Source organism: Sphingobium mellinum (assembly GCF_037860795.1).
Lineage (GTDB): Bacteria > Pseudomonadota > Alphaproteobacteria > Sphingomonadales > Sphingomonadaceae > Sphingobium > Sphingobium mellinum.
The window spans coordinates 1-17,515 of the sequence record NZ_JBANRK010000032.1 but is presented as its reverse complement, the minus strand read 5'-3'; the positions used below and the strand labels follow the sequence as shown (position 1 = coordinate 17,515).

Sequence of the window (17,515 nt, the reverse complement as noted above, 5' to 3'; positions counted from 1 at the left end):
GATCAGCCGTGGCGCATCATGACCATAGGACGCCGCAAATGGGCGCGTGGGTCGTGATCAATGCAGGTTGGTATAAGTGGTATCTCGATGAGGTTTTCGTAAAGCCCAACGGTGGGCGGCATTATCTGTGGCGGGCGGTGGATCATGAGGGCGAGATCCTGGAATCGTTCCGTCACCAAAAAGCGTGATAAATCTCCGGCTTCGAAATTCCTGAAGAAGGCGTTGAAGCGGCATGGTCTTGCCGAGACTATCGTAACGGATGGGCCGCGTTGCCCGCTTCCTGAACTCCTTCGACCAAGTTTAGCACAGGCTCTGGGCGATGCCTTCCTTGCGGCACAGCTCGGCAATGCTGTCCTCGCCGCACTATCCATCGAGCAGGATCCGGTCTTGTTCTCGGCCGAGAAGGGGCGCCGCGTCTGCCGCCGAATATCCTTCACAACCCGCTCAGCAGGGGACCTGGTCGGCGATTTTTTCAAGGAGGATTGGGACTTCATCTCCGTTCCTTCGTCACCACGACGAAGCCCCAACCCTCTTTAAATCACAACCTCAAATCTGTGCCATTGGTGCCGACGGCGGACACGTCTTCGGGTATCAGAACGTATATTCCAGGCGCAGACCATAGGTCCGCGGCAGACCGGCATTATAGCTGGTGCCAAAAGGCACGAGCGTCTGCCTGCGTGTGACATATTCCTTGTTGAACAGATTGTTCACATAGAAGCCGATGCGTAGGTCCATACCCGGAGGGCTGACATAGCCCGAGGCATTCGCCAGGAACAGCTTGCCGTCCCGATCATACCCCAAATCACCGCCAGCGCCGGGCTGGTAATTGATCGACGAGCGGTACGTAGCCAGACCCGAAAGCGACGCCGACCATGCGCCGACAGCGAATTCATAATTGGCGCTGAACGATCCCGACCATGTCGGAGCCTGCGGCGGCGCCGTGCCCGTAAGATTTGTTATCGGGTCGTAATTGGGGTTGGGCGAGCCATCGGGATTAGTGCGATTGGGATCACAGTTAACCATTCCAAACCCACTGACGCATGCCAGCCCAATAACGCCGTCGAACGGCTTGTACCGCGGATGCTGCCAGGAGCCGGTAATGCCGAGGGTCAGACCATCTGTCGGAACAATCTGTGTCTCAATCTCGATACCGTAATTTTCCAGATTCGCACTCTGGGTGACCGCACCGCCCTGCGTGACGTCACGGAGCGTCTGCGCTTGCAGCCCCTTATTCTTGAAGTAAAACGCCGCCGCATTCAGGTGGACCCGGTTGTCCAGCATCGATTGCTTGATACCGATCTCGTGACTGGTGATCTTTTCCGGCTGGACAGGGGCGGTCGGTGTAAGCTGCGAATCGTTGAAGCCGCCCGCCTTGAAGCCCCGCGTGAAGCTATAATAAATGTTGGTCGGCCCATTATCCCAGGCCAGCACGAAACGCGGCGTGAATGCACGCTGCGCAGTACGCAGGTCCACACCCCATGGGAAGCCATAGGCCGTCCCCTTCATGCCGCGCTCGTCATAGGTATAGCGGCCGCCAACCGTCACCTTGATTTCGTCGGTCAGCTTATAATAGCCTTCCAGGAAGGCGGCGTAAGAATGTGTGGTCCCAACGTTCAGGAAACCGTCGGTGGTGCTGTCCGACAAGGCGGGGAGGGATGCAGGGGTTATAAAAGCCGCACGGAAATGACGCTTGTCGTTCAGATAGCTGATCCCAAAAAGATATTGGAACCGGCCCTCCAGCTTTGAGGCGACCTGAAGATCCTGCGAGATTGTCCTGCCGCCGACATCCGCGCCGACATATTCGAACAGCAGCGCGGGCACCATATCCGTGTCGCCGCCGTTGTGGCGCGTCGATTGATGGCGGTAAGTCGTCGTGCTCGTCAGGTCGAAATTGCCGAAATCAAAATTCATCTTGAGGTTTGCGCCGTAGAATTTGGTATGAGCCCGCGGGGCAAAGGATTGATTTTGTTGATCGTAGAAACCAAGATCGGTACGGATAGTGCCGGGCGGCGCGATAAGGCAGCCCAGGCAAGTCGCGTCCTTGAGCCCCAAAGTGCCCGTCCGCGTCACGGTGCTGCGGAGGTCATAATATTCGCCGCCAAGCACGATATCGGTAGTGCCGGGATTCCAGCGCATCTTAGCCCTTATATGATAGTTCTTCTCCCAACCATTGTCGCTGTTGGTCGTCACGTTATGGATGAAACCGCCATTATGCTTGTAGCCGCCGCTGGCGCGCAGCGCGAGATCCTGGCCCAGCGGCAGGTTGATCACGGCGTCCAGCTGCTGATGATCGATGTTGCCGATCTCGCCGCGCACCCGTCCCTCGAACTTGTCGGTAGGATCGGCGCTGTTGATGATGATGACACCGGCCGACGAATTGCGGCCATATAGCGTGCCCTGCGGCCCCCGCAGCACCTGGATGCTGGCGATGTCGAAATTATCGAGCAGTTCGTTCGCGCCGACGGTGTTCGTCAGATATGCGCCATCTTCATAGATCGCGACCGGGCTTTCGAGGCCCGCTGCCGTGAACGCCACGCCAAGTCCGCGAATATTGGGCGAGAAGAAACCGGCGCTGACGGTGAAATTGGCGCCTGGCGTCACTGTCGCGACATCGGAAATTTTTGCCAGGCCAAGCTTCTGGACGGTGTCGGCCGTGACTGCGGTCACCGCAATCGGGGTGTCCTGCAATCTTTCCGATCTGCGCTGAGCGGTGACGACGATATCGGCAGCGCCACCGTTGGTAGCTTCCGCCGGAGCGTTGGCAGCGGGGGCTTGCGCGTAGCTCGTCGAAGCGAGCAGGCCGCTAAGCGCAACGGCTACCGGTCCCAATTTTTTCATAAAACTCTCCCTTTACTTCGATTTGTCTTTTCAGATTTATGAAGTCTGACTCATACATAATGTCGGCCTGCGGCTGACAAAGAGAAAATCCCCGCCCCTCGGGGAAAAAAGCGCACGCCATTCTGATTTTAACGCGCGCGCACCAGTGTTCGAGTCAATTTCATTGATTTGATAAGCCAGTTATCACCAACTTTCTCATAGGTTTCATGGTAATGGCCCATGCCATTCATATATCTCATCGGCTGCCCCTCCGAGAAGTAAACTTCATCTTCAAAAGGCCATATGGCCTTTGCGGAATACTCGTTCAGAATTTCAATGGTCGGGTTGAAGATTTTATGCACGAGTAGATTATGCTCCGCCATCGCACGAACAACTTCAACGATATTCTTCGCTCCTATTACAGGCCAGGAAACCCCATTTTCGACTGCCTGGAGAAGTTCCAGACTAAATTCGCTACCTGTACGAACCCACTCGCCAGTCTTGGGGTGACGTGCGGTCATAGCGTTGGTTTCGTCGAACACCGCGTCATCGGTGAACAGCAAGCCAAAGCCATCCCAATCCTTGGTGTCGACGCAATAGGCGTATTTGGCCTTGCATTGCCTCACGCCCTCAATAGCCAACAAGCGCCCAAGCGTTCCCATTCAGACTTTCCTATTTAGACAGTCATGCCTCACCCTCCGCCATCGCGGGCCTGAGTTTCATGCAAATGGGCCATTATTCAGTGAAACGAATACGCATCGCCATGAGCGAGGAGATTTTCATACTTCTTCTATCAGCCATGCTCACTCCCCGGTTCGCTGGGCCAATTCAACGATGGCTCCATTACGCTCTACCATCCACTTGACTAAGCATGATGTCAATAGAACGAACGTCCTTTTTTTGGTGCCGTGAAGATTGCCGTTTGGTCGAGGGGGGCTGGTTGCGAGGCGGTCAAATCATCAAAGTCGATACGCTTTGAACGATAGCGAGGGGGTTCGGTGCATGAGCGCATCCTTCACCATCTCGATCGCGGTCCGGCTCGATGCATCCGCATTGATCAAAACAAAAAATCACCGATCAACCACAGTTCAAATCGGATATCAGTGTGGAGGTTATTCATCATCCGCGCGGCAATACGCCAAAACATCTCTCAAAACACGCATCATTCTTTGAAAAACAATTTCGGTACTTCAGTTACCAAAAATATCTGCGACATGGGCTGTATCCATATATTCACGCAGCTTCGTGATCTTGCCGACATGGTTGAACTCGAACAAGAAATGATAGCAATTCTTGTAAACCCTACCCTCGATCGTGGCACCGCAGCTTTCCGCTTCCACGGCGACCCGCTGGAGCTCGGCAGTTGTGCCCGTCACGCTCATGCTAAGCCCATGCGGGAACAGCTGAGCAAAGTCTGGCATGGCCGCAGCGAGGTCGGCCATATTGCGGGACCCTGAAAGCGACGTGTGTCCCGCAACCCAATATTCAAAATCGTCCGAGGCCAAAGCTTTGACGCAACTTACGTCACTTTTGCTCATCGCTTCCAGAAAGGCCTTTGCTCTGGAAACATGCATTTGCGTGATCGACATCGGCTTCTTTCCACAAAGTGTCGGCTGGACCAAAAGCTACGCACCACGGCATGGATTTCAGCGCGCGGCCTCGGCTGCATAGAGGGCATCGAGCAAAGCGGCGACGCGCGGATCGATCCACTGCGCATCTGGATTGCGCATCGTGTTGGTCACATAAGCCACCCCGATCCTGCGAGCGGGATCCGCGAACGCCACGCTGCCGCCAAAGCCTGGATGGCCAAATGACGCCGGGTTCTGCCCCATCGCACCGCTATTGAGCCGAAAACCTGCTGCGTAGCGACCGTTTCCGCCCAAGGCTTGGTCGACGCCGGCAATGCGCTCTCGGATCGCCTGCTCCAATACCGTCCCGCTCACCAGCCTTGGTTCGTCCGGCAAGTCTGCGCTCACGAGATTGGCATATAGCTTTGCCAGGCCGCGTGCGTTCGCGGTCGCGCCTGCCGCCGGATGCCCGGCCGCCCGCCAATAGCGTTGGTTGGGAAAGTCCCAGACGATCATCGGATTGGCCAGCGCGGCGGCCATGGCTTCGGGGTTAGGCACTTCGAACTCGACTGCGGCGGTGTCCTCCTCGGGTCCGAACATAGGGGCGTAGCGGTCATCTTCTTCGATCGGCAGCCCCATGAAAATGTCGAGATCGATTTTCGAGGCGATTTCCTCCTCGTAAAAGCAGGCGAGGGTCCGGCCATCGATCCGGCGAATAAGCTCGTCGGACAGGGTGCCTATGGTCAGCGCATGATAGCCATATAGTCCCGGGCTGAAAAACGGCTCCTGCGCGGCGAGCATGGCGGCGACGCCATCATGGGCGATATAATCGTCCAGAGTCACCGGCTCGCGTGTTCCCACCAGGCCGGCCTGGTGAGACATCATTTCGCCGACCGTGATCGCCGACTTGCCGTTTGCCGCGAATTCCGGCCAATAGGCCGAGACGGGCGTTTCATAATCGAGTTGGCCCCGGTCGACCAGCATCGCGATGCAGATCGCCGCAACACCCTTGGTCGTGGAATTGACCCCGAAAACAGCGCGATCCGTGATGCTGACGGATCGATCTTCGACGCGCGTACCGCCCCACACATCCACCACCGCTGCGCCATCGCGATAAACCGCGAATGCCGCGCCGATATCCTGCCCCGACGCCAGATTATTTGCGAAGGCTGCCCCGACGCCCTCATAGCCAGGGGCCACAGTTCCTTTGAAACCGAAATCCATAATTTCCGAACCCATTATTTTTTACCCGCGACAAAATAGACCAGTGACCAAGTCAACTCGCAGCGCTGCCGAAGGTCGTCAGCCTGCCATCTTCAACACGAGTTTGCCCCGGTTATGCCCGCCCTTCAGGCGATCTATCGCGGACTGGAGATCGGCAAGCTCAACCACCTCGACGGGGGGAATACGAATACCCTTGTTCTCAAGAATATTGACCAATGGCACTTTGTCGATCCGTTCGGGCCAGTGCGCGAAGCAGCGCACGTGCTTGAATCCGAGTGCCTGCGACGCAAGCATCTGTTCGTCCAGATTGCTCGTGTCCAGACCTGTCGATATGCTGACCAGCGTCCCGCCGGGCTTTAACGCTGCCAGCGCATCGGGCAGCGTATTCTGCCGCACCGCATCGAACACGATGTCGACGCCCTCCGGGGCCCACTCACGCGTCTGGGCCACGATGCTCTTGTCCGTATCGGTATAGTCGATGGCGAGGTCGGCGCCCATCTCGATCATATAGTCCTTGTTGACCGCCCTGCCCGTCGCCGCCACGAACAGGCCGCCATATTTGGCCAGCTGGATGGCAAAGCTGCCAACGCCGCCAGAGCCACCGTGGATCAATATTTTCTGGCCCGGCTTGCCATGGCCCAGATCATCGGCGAACAACGAAATGTAGGACGTCAGGAAGCAGATCGGCGTGGCGCCTGCTTCCTCCATCGACATCCAGTCCGGCACCCGGCGCGCCAGATTGGCGGGGAAGACCACATATTCCGCGAACGTCCCCGTATCGCCGGTCGCGCGGCTTCGCGCGAACATCACCCGGTCCCCTGCCCGAAAGTCGGTGACGCCCGGAGCGACGCGCTCGACCACGCCCGCCCCCTCAAAGCCTAGGATGTTGAGATCGCACTCGGCCATGGTCGGCACCATCCCTTGCGAATATTGCCAGTCCGCGGCGTTCATCCCGCCATAGGAGATGCGCACCAGAAGCTCGCCGTCCGATATGGTCGGCTGGTCCACTTCCGAAATACGGGGGGAACAGGCTTTGTTGACGAAATCAGCGGTCACTGCGCGCACTGGCAAAACTCCTTATCTGGTTGTTCGACGCCGGTCAGGCGGCAGGTGCAAGCAGTTCGATGATGCGCATATCCGCGCCGCCGCCAGCTGGCGCCAATGGCTTTATGCAGACCTGCGTCGCGCCGGCACTCAGATGCTCGTCGATGCGCTTGTGCAGCGCAGTCTCGTCTCCCCAGCCGACGAGAGAATCGACGAAATGATCGGAACCGCCGTTGGCGAGATCCTCGTCGGTAAAGCCGAGCGCCTTCCAGGAATTGCGATAGTTCGGCAGGGTAAGATAAAATGCGACCTCGCCGCGCGCGATCTCGCGCGCATTCACAGGGTCGGTTTCGAGAACCATCGGTTGCTCGACGCAGAGCAGCTTGTCGGGACCAAGGATCGCGCGGGCCTGCGCAGTATGTTCAGGTGTCACAAGATAGCTGTGCGCGCCCTGCGCATGACTCCCGCTCAACTCGATCATCTTTTCGCGCAGACCGGCCAGAACGATCGTGGTCGGTTCAGCCGGCGGGACCGCATAATAAGGTGCTTTGGCGATCGCCTCCAGATAGGCGCGCATCGCGGGGATCGGCTTTTCATATTGATGCCCGCGCATGCCTTCGACGGTCTCGCGATGGGAAACGCCCAAACCCAGAATGAAGCGCCCGCCCCATTGCTCGTTCAGCGCGTCGGCGCCTGCGCGCATGGCGATCGGATCGCGCGAATAGATGCTGATGATACCCGTCGCCACCTTGAGCCTGGTGGTGTTGGCCAGCAGCCAGGCAGACGCGATCAGCGGATCGCGGCCAAAGGCGTCGGGCATCCAGATCGAATCATAGCCAAGCTCCTCAACCCGGCGGGCGAACCGGGCGAGGCGCTCAGCCGTCGCGGGACCCAGTTCGCCGGATTTCTCGTCTTCAAAAAAGCCGATGGGTCCGTTGACACTGGTCCAGATTGCGAGCTTGCCCAGATTCATTCCTGTACTCCTGTATGACCGCGCTTCATCATTTGAACGCCGGCAGCACCTTGTCCGCGAACAGCTGCGCGTAGGGTTTGAATTTTTCGGCGGGAAGGCCGGCCGGCATCATCATGCATACATGGTCGAGCGGCATCCGCTCCTGCAGGCCCTTATATTTTGCGACCGCGGCGTCAGGGGTCAATATCTGCAACTTGCCCGAAGTCTTGAAATCATCGAGGCTCATCCAGTTCATGCCCTCGCCGCCCCATTCGGCGTAGGCGTTGTTGACGTGGAGGAAATGGGGTGCCAGCTCTTCCATCGCTTGTTCCGGGTCTTCGGCGACGAGAGTGTAGAAATCGCCGAGCCGCACCTTGCCTTCGCTCGCATCCTTGCCCTGGGCGCGCAGCTTTTCGACATAGAGTTCGGCGCCTTCGACGGACCCGACATAGCCGTCGCCATAGGCCAGAACCCGATCCATCGCCTTTGGAGCAAAGGCGCCGATGTAAATCGGGACACGGCCTCGCGGGGCCGGCGGCGTCAACCGGACGCCGTCCAGTTGGTAATGCTGCCCGGCATAATCCACCACTTCGCCCGCCCACAATTTGGTGACGATCTCCAGCCACTCGTCGAACAGGCGACCACGTTTGGAGAAATCGACGCCCATCGCCGCATATTCCGCCGGCCGGTATCCGATGCCGAGGCCGACATCGAGCCGTCCTTCGCAGATGATGTCGAGCACCGCACAATCGGAAGCGAAGCGCGTCGGGTGATATAGCGGCGCGAGCGCAATCCATGTCCCGAGCCGGATAGTCTTGGTGCGCGTCGCCATCGCCGAAATCACGGCGAGCGGGGAGGGCAGATAGCCGTCGCTGGAAAGGTGATGTTCGGGCACCCAGGTGCCCCCGAAGCCGATCTCCTCGCTCCAGACCGCGACATCAATGGCCTCCTTATACACCTGTTCCCAGGGCCTGTGCCACTGCGCCGGATTGCGGAAGTCGTAGAGATAACCGAAAGTCAACTTGCCTGGCATCAATTTGCCTCCCCAACGGATACTAGTCCGGCATCGACGGATGCGCGCGGATTTATGTCTTATATATGACTGTCAAACCGACCATTGGGGCGGAGCGTTATAGCCGCGCTGCGGCATTTCGCGGCCACGGTTGATGGTCATATTCTTGATCCGCCAACCTTCCGGAGTGCGCTGGAACTCGAGTTTATAGATCGCCAGCGACCAGTGGCCGTCATTGTCCTCGACCGGCCTGCCGTTGGGCCATTTCGACAGCGCGATCAGATGCCAGTGCCCCCGGGCAACGTCGCCGTCCACATCGATCAGCGGGTTCATCACATTGTGCGAGACATAAGGGGTAGCCCGCAGCGTATTGAAGAGCGCGCGAACCGCCTCGCGTCCCTTCGCCTGGCCGATCGTGCCGCAGTCGTCCCAGACGCCATCTTCCGTGAAAAGGTCTGCGGACGGACCCATATGGCTTGGCCCCTGACCTTCCCAGCCGCCGTCATTATAGTGCGTATACAGCGACATCAGGCGCGCAATATCTTCATGATCCTCAATCAGTTGCACCCGCTCCTCGAGCGTAGCCGGCCGCTTGCGATTGGGGCCGAAGGATGTTTCCGCGAACGGGTCTGAGGCACTGGCCACGATAATTCTCTCCGTATAAACTTATTAATCTAGCGACGGGTCGAAGGCCATTTCAGCCCTGTCCAACCTTCGCGGCCATCATTGCGCCGTCAACCCGCCATCTACCAAAAGCGCAGTGCCGTTGCAGAAAGACGCATCGTCCGAAGCGAGGAAGGCGATCGCCGCCGCCATCTCCGAAGGGTCCCCCAGCCGCCCGGCGGGTATGATCGCCTTGATCTGCGCGGTCTGGGCTTCAGGATCGTCCAGCGAATCTCCGAGCATCGCAGTCTTCGTCCAGCCGGGATGCACCGAATTGACGCGAATGCCATGTTTCGCGTTTTCGATCGCCACCACCTTGGTCAGCATCAGGACGGCGCCCTTGCTGGCGCAATAGGCGCCGCCATATTCGCCGGCGACGAGCGATGCGGTGGACGCCACATTAACGATCGCGCCGGTCCGACCCGATGACTGCCACTCGCGCGTCGCGATCCGGCAACCCAGAAAGGCCGTAGTGCCATTGACATCAAGCTGGCGACGCCAGTCGGACAGTTCCATGTCTACGACATGGGCCTGTATGGCGATGGCGGCGTTGTTGACCAATATGTCCAGCGGGCCGAGTTCATCGCGGGTGGTCTGAAGAACGGTCTCCCATGATGCTTCGTCGATGGCATCATGCCCGATCCCGATCGCGCGATAGCCTTCCTTCCGAAGCTCGGCAGCCCGTTCCTCGACGGCGGCATGATTGATGTCGGTCAGCGCGACCCGCGCACCCTCTTCAGCCAGGCGCTTGGCCGTAGCAAAGCCAATCCCGATCGGAGAGGCCGCACCCGTGACGATCGCTACCTTGTCCCGCAATCCTCTCATACCCGATCCACTCCTGAAATCTATTTCCGTTAAACCGTCTCGCTGGACGGCCTGGTGAACTGCCGCGGTCCGTAAAGGACGACTTTATGCGACTTGAACAACCACTTTCCATCAACCTTGGCGTAGGTGTCATCCAGATAGCCATGGACTTTCACGATGCGCCCGTCCTGCAATCCGCCCTCGAAGAAACAGCTGAAGAAACCTTTCGCCTCATCGTCGCCTTGTTCGGTGATGACATGACCGGTTGCATAATGGGCTAGAAACGTCATGGCACCATCAATCTGTTCCTTGAAAAAGGCCCTGATCTGCTCCCTGCCCGTCGATATCGGGCCATCAACCGCCGTTTCATCGAACACGCCGTCTTCCGTGAAGCATTCGGCCGCCTCGTCCCACATCCGCCGGTCTTCATAGGCCGAAAACCGGTTCACCAGATCGCGGATTTCCTCGCGATCGATCAGCCGCCGCAATTTTTCATCCATGTTCAAATCATCTCCCATGCTGCGCGTCGGACAAGCAGCAGACCAGATCATGAGACGTCATTGCCTAGTGGCGTTAAATGTCGCGCCTGGCGACCGGTCCATGCGGCGACGAACGCGCTGCGTAAAACGGTCACCGGGCGGACGTCCGACCACCTCGGAGTATTGTCACTGATTCTTGCGCTGTTCATCCAGGGGTTGGTCGCCCAGAGCGCTATGCAACCTTCGGTGGAAGTGGTGAATGGCGCTCTCGTTGCGGCCGAAGGTGAAATATTCCTGCGCGCCGGAATAAACCGTCTCCTGGATACTGTTCACCACCGGGCAGTCTTCGTCCATGACGACCTGATGGGTAAGGCTGGCCCAGTCACGAACCTCCTTCTCCATCGGCGTGCCCTCGAATTCGCCGCTTACCACCGTTCGCGATATCGTCACGGACTCCCCGGGATTATTGCCCGGCAGGATCTGGTTCATGAACATGCGTTCGAGTGGAGGACCCTCACGCTCTTCCTCACCGGCAAAGGCGTTGGTGCTTGCACAGGTGTAGAAGGTGGACGGAAAAAGCGTGAAGCCGCGCTGCACAAAGCGCTTGAGATCGTCGATCGACGATGGATCGCATTCCTCCTGAATACCCAAAACCGGTGAAATAATTTCACCATGGATACCCTTGTCCTCGATTTTGATCACGCCGGGAATGACGAAACTGCCAAAACTCTGCGCATGGAGGCTGGGGAAATGGTAGGTTTCGACATAGCCTTCATAAGCGAGTTTCCAGTTCGCGGCTGGCACTTCCTTCAAATTCACCACCTTGAAGCGTTCAAGGCCGAACTTGGGCAACAAGGCCGACATTTCGGGTCCGAGAAACGCATCGAGATCAAGCGGCAGGTCCGGGGTCAGGATCGCCCAGATCAGGCCATGGCGCTCTTCGACGGCCAGTTCGGTCAGTCCGTAATCGGCCTTGTCGACGTTTCCGAAGATGGCATTTTCAGGCAGCGCCAGCAGCCGTCCGTCCTGCCCATAGGTCCAGGCATGATAAACGCAGGTGAAGCGCGGCTTATTGCCCTGCCCTTCCTCGACCACCTTGGCACCGCGGTGACGGCAGGCGTTGATGAACAGCCGAGCCTCGCCGGTTTTCTGACGCACCAGAAGCAGCGGCACGCCAAGCCGCGTCAGCGACCAGTAGCTGCCAGGCTCGGGCAGTTCGCTCGACAAAGCCAGCACCATCGGGGTCGTCCGCAACAGCTGAACCTCCCGCTCCCAACGGTCGCGGTCGGTATATTCGCTCACCGGAACCTTGAAGATATCGGGCGCGAGCGTGGGCCGCTTTTCCGCGACCAGCTCGATGAGCTCGTCGTAAAGACCACGCATTTCGGAATGCTCGAAGCCTATCATTTCAGCACCAATCCTCTGGACCTAATTTTCAAGAATTTCTCGCCCTGACCGGCGCGATTCGAATTTTCGGTATCCGTCACAACCTCGCACACTGGCACCCAACGAGTCAATTTTATTTAGAACGATCGGTCTAGTTTTTATATTTCCGCTTCGCCGGCGCTGCCGATCGACACGTTCCCCTGCTTTTCGTAGCTATGGGCTCTCCTGATATTCAAAGCAGGGCGGCCACCCCATCCTTGCCTGGCGCGTACCGAGTATTTATTTATGGAAGTATCGACGGTTATATTCTGCGAAGGCAGCATCGACCTTCGCAGGTGTCAGGCCGTACTGCTCCAGACTATACGTATAGCTGCCGAATTCACCATGGGAGTCGTTTGCCTCCCAGGTACGCAGCGCCTGTTCGCGGGCGGGTGTTAAATCGCGGCCCATCTGCGTGTAAATATCGCGCACCACGCCAAACGTGTCTTTCCTGAGCCGCTCATATTGGACATCAAGAAGATCGATTTGTGAACCCAAAGCGTCGAGCTGCTGCAGATGCCGGTCCATCTCCGCAGACCAAAGGCGAAGCACATATGCACCCACGGCTTCCTGGTCGACTACATCCATGCAGGTCCGGAACAACATTTCGATCAGGCGGCACGTCGATGCAATGACTTCATGAATGTCACGATGCATGAAAACATATTTGGCTTTGGGAAAAACATCAGCCAGCAGGTCCATATTTCCGATGTGCGGCGGCGTTTTCAATATCCACGGGCGATCACCATTCGCGCCCCGACGCCCGCCCCGCTGCCATTGCAGATATTGCAGCATCTGCTTGAGGAAGACATAAGATTCGCGCAGCGACTGCGACCTTACCCAATCGTAATAATTGGGAACTGGCAGCACCCAGCTATGACCCACCGTCTTGAAGGTGGGCAACTGTACGAAAATATCTTCCTCGGCATCATCAACCTTCACCGAATGGGACTGCATCAGGCCAAGATTGTTTTTTATCATGGCGTCGACTATCCCACGATCAATGCCGATGCGGGGATCTTCTTCGCCCGCCACCGCATTCGGTATGCGCGAAGGATTCATCGATTCCCAATGCCTGATGCTCAACGTGTCGGGATCGGCTGCGAGCAAACGCTGCAACTTCGTCGAACCGACGCGTGTCATGCCCAAAATGATGAGCGGATCGTCGACTTGTTCGTCGAGAATTTCCGGGTGCTTCTTCAGGTCGTGGGCAAAACGCAGTCCGTTGACCAGCCAGCGGTGGATGATCGCCGAAATGGTTGCGACACCCTCATCATTCAACAAGACGTTGTCATTGATATCCTGCAGAAATCGGGCCAGTCCTTCGCGGGGATCGAAGTCACCGAAATCATTCAGCCCGTCCTCGGCGTAGGCTGCGGCGATCAATTTTTCCATAGACAGTTTTGATGAAGACTGGAACATGTCCATTTAAGGATCCTCTAATCTTGATATTTGCTGTTTTCGGCTAAAATACTGTCAACGATGCGGCGCGCGATGTTGACAGCGTGCCGCCGCCTCCTCAAAGACTCTCGTTACTGTCCTTAATCGCCAGCGAACGTGCAATCCACGCCACAGCGCGACCCATAGTCGAGTCTACGGCCGGCGAGTTCGGCCGATCGCTCCGCTGGCCCGACCGATGGAAAATCAACCGGAAGTTCGGAACGGATGGCGCTCAACTTGACGAGTTTGACGCTCTGGATGGCGTCCTTGGGATCAGCGACCGGTGCATGCATCCCTTCCCACCGCATCGCCATGCAGCCTTCGCGCAAACCGTCGCTATCCATCCAGTTCGCTACGCCAGGATCCTGGTGACTTACGACATAAGTATAGGTGCCGTCGCCATTCCTGTGCGATTGATGTCCCGTCCGGCTGCCCGATTTGCTGTGCGAATTGCGCGAAATCAGCCACGGCGACGTTACGCTGAAGCTCATATATTCCGCCTCTTGCGGAAGGAGGTTTACGACCAACGCCTCATCATCCGCCAGCTGATATCGGCCCTGCGTGATCATCGACGGCTTTGTCGCGTGGCCGCGCATCATCGCAGGCCCGAAATCATTGACTGGAATCGACGCATAAAGCTGCTCGAATTGAGCGATCGTCCGTGCCCCGAACATCATGTATCGTGCGGCTATAGCGACCCGATCATCAAAGCTGTGCGCATGACTTGGTGGACCCGCAACCTTGCGGAAGGACATAGCGCGAGGCCGCTGCGTATGCCAATCACTCAGCGCCTCCCGAACAATGACGAAAACGCCGCCCTTTGACTTGAGGTGCAGGCTGCCATCCTTGAGGTCTTCAGGTCCGATCGTTATGCGTGAAGCGCCCATATCATCGATGATTATGCGCCCCTCATCCGCGGCATCCACGGTCCGTTCCCAATCGGCCCAGCTTTTGACCTCGGCACCCGTCAGTGCGACATAGATCGCCACGCTGAATCGACCGGTCGGACCAGTAGGCTTTGACTCAAGGACATAAGTCGATGCGTCATCGATGAACAGGTAACGATATATATTGTCGGGATTATCGAAGCAAAAGCGCGACCCTGTTACCGAATGCCCCATCCACTCTTTTTGGGGCGTCTGGATCCAGACAAGGCCGGGATTCTCAAAATCCGTACTCGCCGCGGAAAGAAGGGCGTAGCCCGCACATTCTGAGACCACCTCGTCCAAAGTCTGCTGAGCCGTCTCCGACTTTGCCCATGACAAACCAAGCAGGAGTTGGCGCGCCGCCGCCATCGCCTTTTGCATTTCGGGTGTCTTGAGAATTGCACCCGCCGTCGCTTCCATCTCATATTGCCGTTCGGTCGCGAGGGGAGACCTATCCGCATCCTGGCCAACGCCGCGCATATTGTTGATCTTGGTCATACGATATTTTCCACTTGCTTTTAAGCGGACGCCACAGCCGAACCGCGCTGGCGATCAGGCAAATGGCAGGACGACGTGAACAGTCCTGGCGCCCACCGCCGGGCGCCGCTTATCATTTTTTGGACGACGCATCCGCGTTCGCAGCCATGACTTCATACGGCAATTCTTCGGGTTGCACGTTACGACGCAGGTGATTGCCGTTATCGACGTTCAGGGTATCGCCGGTGACAGCCGCATCCGGATGACACAGCCACAGGCAGGCCGCCCCGACCTGCCTCGGCGTGACCGGCCGACCCAGCGGAATCTCCTTCAAGAGAACTTTTCTGGCTACTTCATGGTCCAACAATATCTTCGACATCGGCGTATCGATCAGCCCGGCCTCCACCGCATTGATCCTGATGTTACGCGCCGCATATTCAAGCGCCGCATGTTCAACCAGTATCTGGGCCGCAGCCTTGGCCGAACCATAGCTGCTATAGCCCGGAACAGGCATCGACGCTGCGGTCGACGTGATCACCACCATCGCGCCACCATCGCGCATGCGCCGCGCCATGTGCCTGATGAAGAAGAACGGACCAAAATAGTTGATGTCGAAAGCTTGCCGCACATCCTTCGGGTCAATGGCGTCGATCATACCCACAAAGGGCACGCCCGCGGCCATGATGGCGACATCGATAGGCCCATTTGCAGCGAACGCTGCCTCGGCCATCGCTTCCACCTCGGCCTCGATCGAAGCGTCGCAACGCACACCGGTGCCGCCGATAAGACCGGCAAGCTCCTGAATTCCAGCCATGCTCCGCGCGCCGACCGTTACGCGCGCGCCCTGTTCCGCGGCCAGCTTGGCGGTTTCCCAGCCGGTGCCGCCTTGCGCGGACGCGCCCAGAACAACGATATTCTTATCCTGGAATGGTAGCATAAAACTGTCCTTCTCCTGCTTTTTATCGTTGTCGGCCGGATTGACGTGCGGTCGACATTCGCACTCCAGAATATGCAGATCGCTTCAGTACTCATTGGGTCCGGACCAATTTTCTCAATAACGGCAGTAGATTATACATAATTTTTATCATATTATCATTATGATAATAATATATTCGCACTCATCTGCCTAAAAATACTGAGTAATGTTCCATAAACGCCAAAATTTTCTCTATTTTTTAGAGAATGAATTCGGCGGCAACCAAAAATAATGGAAAATATTGTTACTTTCAGTATCCCAGAAAACTGACCTCACTCTCACATTCGCTAATCTAATGACAGTTTTTGGCTGGCATCTTTGGCCGGCACTATCCACATGTAGGTGCAAGCTGTCAATAGAACGATCGTCCTTTTTTTGGGAATTATGAATGATGCCGGACTTGCGACTGGTTACAGAAACTCGCCGGAGCAACGTCCACAGACGATCGGGGAAGATGGCGGCGCAGCGGCCAATCAAACTATGTTCGCTCTTTTTCCGAATTGAGTTATGAACATCGGATCAAGACAGGGGCTGCCGCCGCAAGCGGCACGAAGGAGATAGATGGCCAAGTCAGCAGCAGCGATTTCGCGGCAAGGCGAACGGATTAAACAGCGGCAAGCGCAGATCCGCAATGCAGCAAGGGCATGCGTTCGGGACGAAGGCTTCCACGCTGCGACCATAAGTCGTATCGGTGCAGTAGCAGGGATGAGCAAAGGCCATATATATAAATATTATGAGAATAAAGAGGATATTATGCTGGCGTTGATAGAGCATGACATGAACGAGTTCATGATGCTTATAAGTCAATTGTCCCAGTCTAAGGATCACGACTTAGAATCTCTTATTGAGTCCTTTAGAAGCGAGCTTCCTGCAATTCTGAAAAGTGACCGAACCGCCCTGTGGCTGGAAGTCCAGGCCGAGGCGGCACGCAATCCCAAAGTGAAGGAAATGGCTGTGATGGCCGCCGACTACTTTCGCAAGACAATTCGCAAGATCATAGAACCTGTGCTGGAAGGACCGATCAAGGATGAACTCGACATTCGGGTTGAAATGCTGCTGCTGTCGATGCATGGCCTTGGCCTGAAGGCCACCGTGCATTCCGACGGCAGCATCGAAGGCTTCGCGAATGCTGTTGAATATGTTTTTCGGACCTTTTTGTCGGCGCCTCCCCAATCTTCGGTTTTACGAAGAGTTCAGGCGGCATAGGGGTAATGCGTTCAAAGTTCCCGGCAATGGAATAGCCCTGAATGCGGTTGTCCGTGGTCAGAACATTCGGCGGAACTCGCGGCGTAGATTAACGGAGTGCGGGCGGAGGCAGCGGGGCGCCGCGCACATGGTTCATCTTTTACGCATCTATATACTCCGCGAGGGACAACCGGCCGAAGCTGTCAAAGAACAGCGATGACGCCGAGGCCATGGATTACATGCTCAAGGCGTGGCCGTCAGGAACGGGATGCTGTCACCCGTCGAGTTCGACCGACAACAGTTTGTGAAAGCGGAATCCGTCTGAGAGAATGCCTCTGCAACTGCGCAAATGGCTCACAGGATGTTCACCCCGTCGGTCACGGCCCGCGCGAAGGGATTACGTCCGAAACTCTGGACATTGCCGAGTTCGAACGCCGTGAAACAGATGGACGGCTCGAAAAACCGGTGGCGTCTGAGGGCTTGAGGTGATTCACTGCCCGTACGCGACAGCGGAGGCAGAGAT

General features: G+C 57.0%; 15 protein-coding genes and 2 pseudogenes. 2 read left to right on the top strand and 15 right to left on the bottom strand.

The window, feature by feature from the left end:
* Positions 1 to 71: 71 nt before the first annotated feature.
* Positions 72 to 270: pseudogene (locus AAC640_RS18425) on the top strand (DDE-type integrase/transposase/recombinase); the annotation flags it as partial.
* 33 nt (positions 271 to 303) lie between these two features.
* On the opposite strand, the pseudogene AAC640_RS17615 reads toward AAC640_RS18425, so the two are convergent.
* The 15 genes and pseudogenes from AAC640_RS17615 to AAC640_RS17545 all read right to left on the bottom strand — a co-directional run.
* Positions 304 to 494 (bottom strand): annotated as a pseudogene (locus tag AAC640_RS17615) (IS3 family transposase); the annotation flags it as partial.
* A 97-nt stretch (positions 495 to 591) separates the two neighbouring features.
* Positions 592 to 2,838, bottom strand: coding sequence for a TonB-dependent receptor (locus AAC640_RS17610; protein WP_340268641.1), 2,247 nt, complete (start codon positions 2,836 to 2,838; stop codon positions 592 to 594).
* Between the two features lie 128 nt (positions 2,839 to 2,966).
* Positions 2,967 to 3,479, bottom strand: coding sequence for a nuclear transport factor 2 family protein (locus AAC640_RS17605; RefSeq protein WP_340268639.1), 513 nt, complete (start codon positions 3,477 to 3,479; stop codon positions 2,967 to 2,969).
* Positions 3,480 to 4,007: 528 nt separating this feature from the next.
* Complete coding sequence (locus AAC640_RS17600; RefSeq protein ID WP_340268637.1) at positions 4,008 to 4,406, bottom strand: nuclear transport factor 2 family protein; 399 nt, start codon at positions 4,404 to 4,406, stop codon at positions 4,008 to 4,010.
* A 57-nt stretch (positions 4,407 to 4,463) separates the two neighbouring features.
* Positions 4,464 to 5,585: a serine hydrolase domain-containing protein gene (locus AAC640_RS17595; protein WP_340268635.1), complete on the bottom strand. Its 1,122-nt coding sequence runs from the start codon at positions 5,583 to 5,585 to the stop codon at positions 4,464 to 4,466.
* Between the two features lie 102 nt (positions 5,586 to 5,687).
* Positions 5,688 to 6,674 carry a quinone oxidoreductase family protein gene (locus tag AAC640_RS17590; protein ID WP_340268633.1) on the bottom strand — a complete coding sequence of 329 codons (987 nt, stop codon included), beginning with the start codon at positions 6,672 to 6,674 and terminating at the stop codon, positions 5,688 to 5,690.
* A 34-nt stretch (positions 6,675 to 6,708) separates the two neighbouring features.
* Entirely contained in the window at positions 6,709 to 7,626 is a 918-nt protein-coding gene (locus tag AAC640_RS17585) for a TIGR03620 family F420-dependent LLM class oxidoreductase (protein WP_340268631.1), read from the bottom strand.
* Positions 7,627 to 7,654: 28 nt separating this feature from the next.
* Positions 7,655 to 8,638: an LLM class flavin-dependent oxidoreductase gene (locus AAC640_RS17580; protein ID WP_340268629.1), complete on the bottom strand. Its 984-nt coding sequence runs from the start codon at positions 8,636 to 8,638 to the stop codon at positions 7,655 to 7,657.
* Positions 8,639 to 8,710: 72 nt separating this feature from the next.
* Positions 8,711 to 9,262, bottom strand: a complete 552-nt coding sequence (locus tag AAC640_RS17575) for a nuclear transport factor 2 family protein (protein ID WP_340268627.1) — start codon at positions 9,260 to 9,262, stop codon at positions 8,711 to 8,713.
* Between the two features lie 78 nt (positions 9,263 to 9,340).
* Positions 9,341 to 10,105, bottom strand: a complete 765-nt coding sequence (locus tag AAC640_RS17570; protein WP_340268625.1) for an SDR family NAD(P)-dependent oxidoreductase — start codon at positions 10,103 to 10,105, stop codon at positions 9,341 to 9,343.
* Between the two features lie 29 nt (positions 10,106 to 10,134).
* On the bottom strand, positions 10,135 to 10,584 hold the full coding sequence (locus AAC640_RS17565) for a nuclear transport factor 2 family protein (RefSeq protein ID WP_340268623.1): 450 nt from the start codon (positions 10,582 to 10,584) through the stop codon (positions 10,135 to 10,137).
* A gap of 165 nt (positions 10,585 to 10,749) precedes the next feature.
* Positions 10,750 to 11,970, bottom strand: a complete 1,221-nt coding sequence (locus AAC640_RS17560) for an aromatic ring-hydroxylating oxygenase subunit alpha (protein WP_340268621.1) — start codon at positions 11,968 to 11,970, stop codon at positions 10,750 to 10,752.
* 258 nt (positions 11,971 to 12,228) lie between these two features.
* Positions 12,229 to 13,416 carry a sulfotransferase family protein gene (locus tag AAC640_RS17555; RefSeq protein ID WP_340268619.1) on the bottom strand — a complete coding sequence of 396 codons (1,188 nt, stop codon included), beginning with the start codon at positions 13,414 to 13,416 and terminating at the stop codon, positions 12,229 to 12,231.
* Positions 13,417 to 13,529: 113 nt separating this feature from the next.
* The gene (locus AAC640_RS17550) at positions 13,530 to 14,852 is read right to left on the bottom strand and encodes a hypothetical protein (RefSeq protein ID WP_340268617.1); all 1,323 of its coding nucleotides are present in this window, start codon (positions 14,850 to 14,852) and stop codon (positions 13,530 to 13,532) included.
* Positions 14,853 to 14,964: 112 nt separating this feature from the next.
* A complete protein-coding gene (locus AAC640_RS17545; protein WP_340268615.1) occupies positions 14,965 to 15,768 on the bottom strand; it encodes an SDR family NAD(P)-dependent oxidoreductase in 804 nt (267 codons plus the stop codon).
* A gap of 600 nt (positions 15,769 to 16,368) precedes the next feature.
* Between AAC640_RS17545 and AAC640_RS17540 the strand changes: the two genes are divergently transcribed.
* On the top strand, positions 16,369 to 17,013 hold the full coding sequence (locus tag AAC640_RS17540) for a TetR/AcrR family transcriptional regulator (RefSeq protein WP_340268613.1): 645 nt from the start codon (positions 16,369 to 16,371) through the stop codon (positions 17,011 to 17,013).
* Positions 17,014 to 17,515 lie beyond the last annotated feature (502 nt).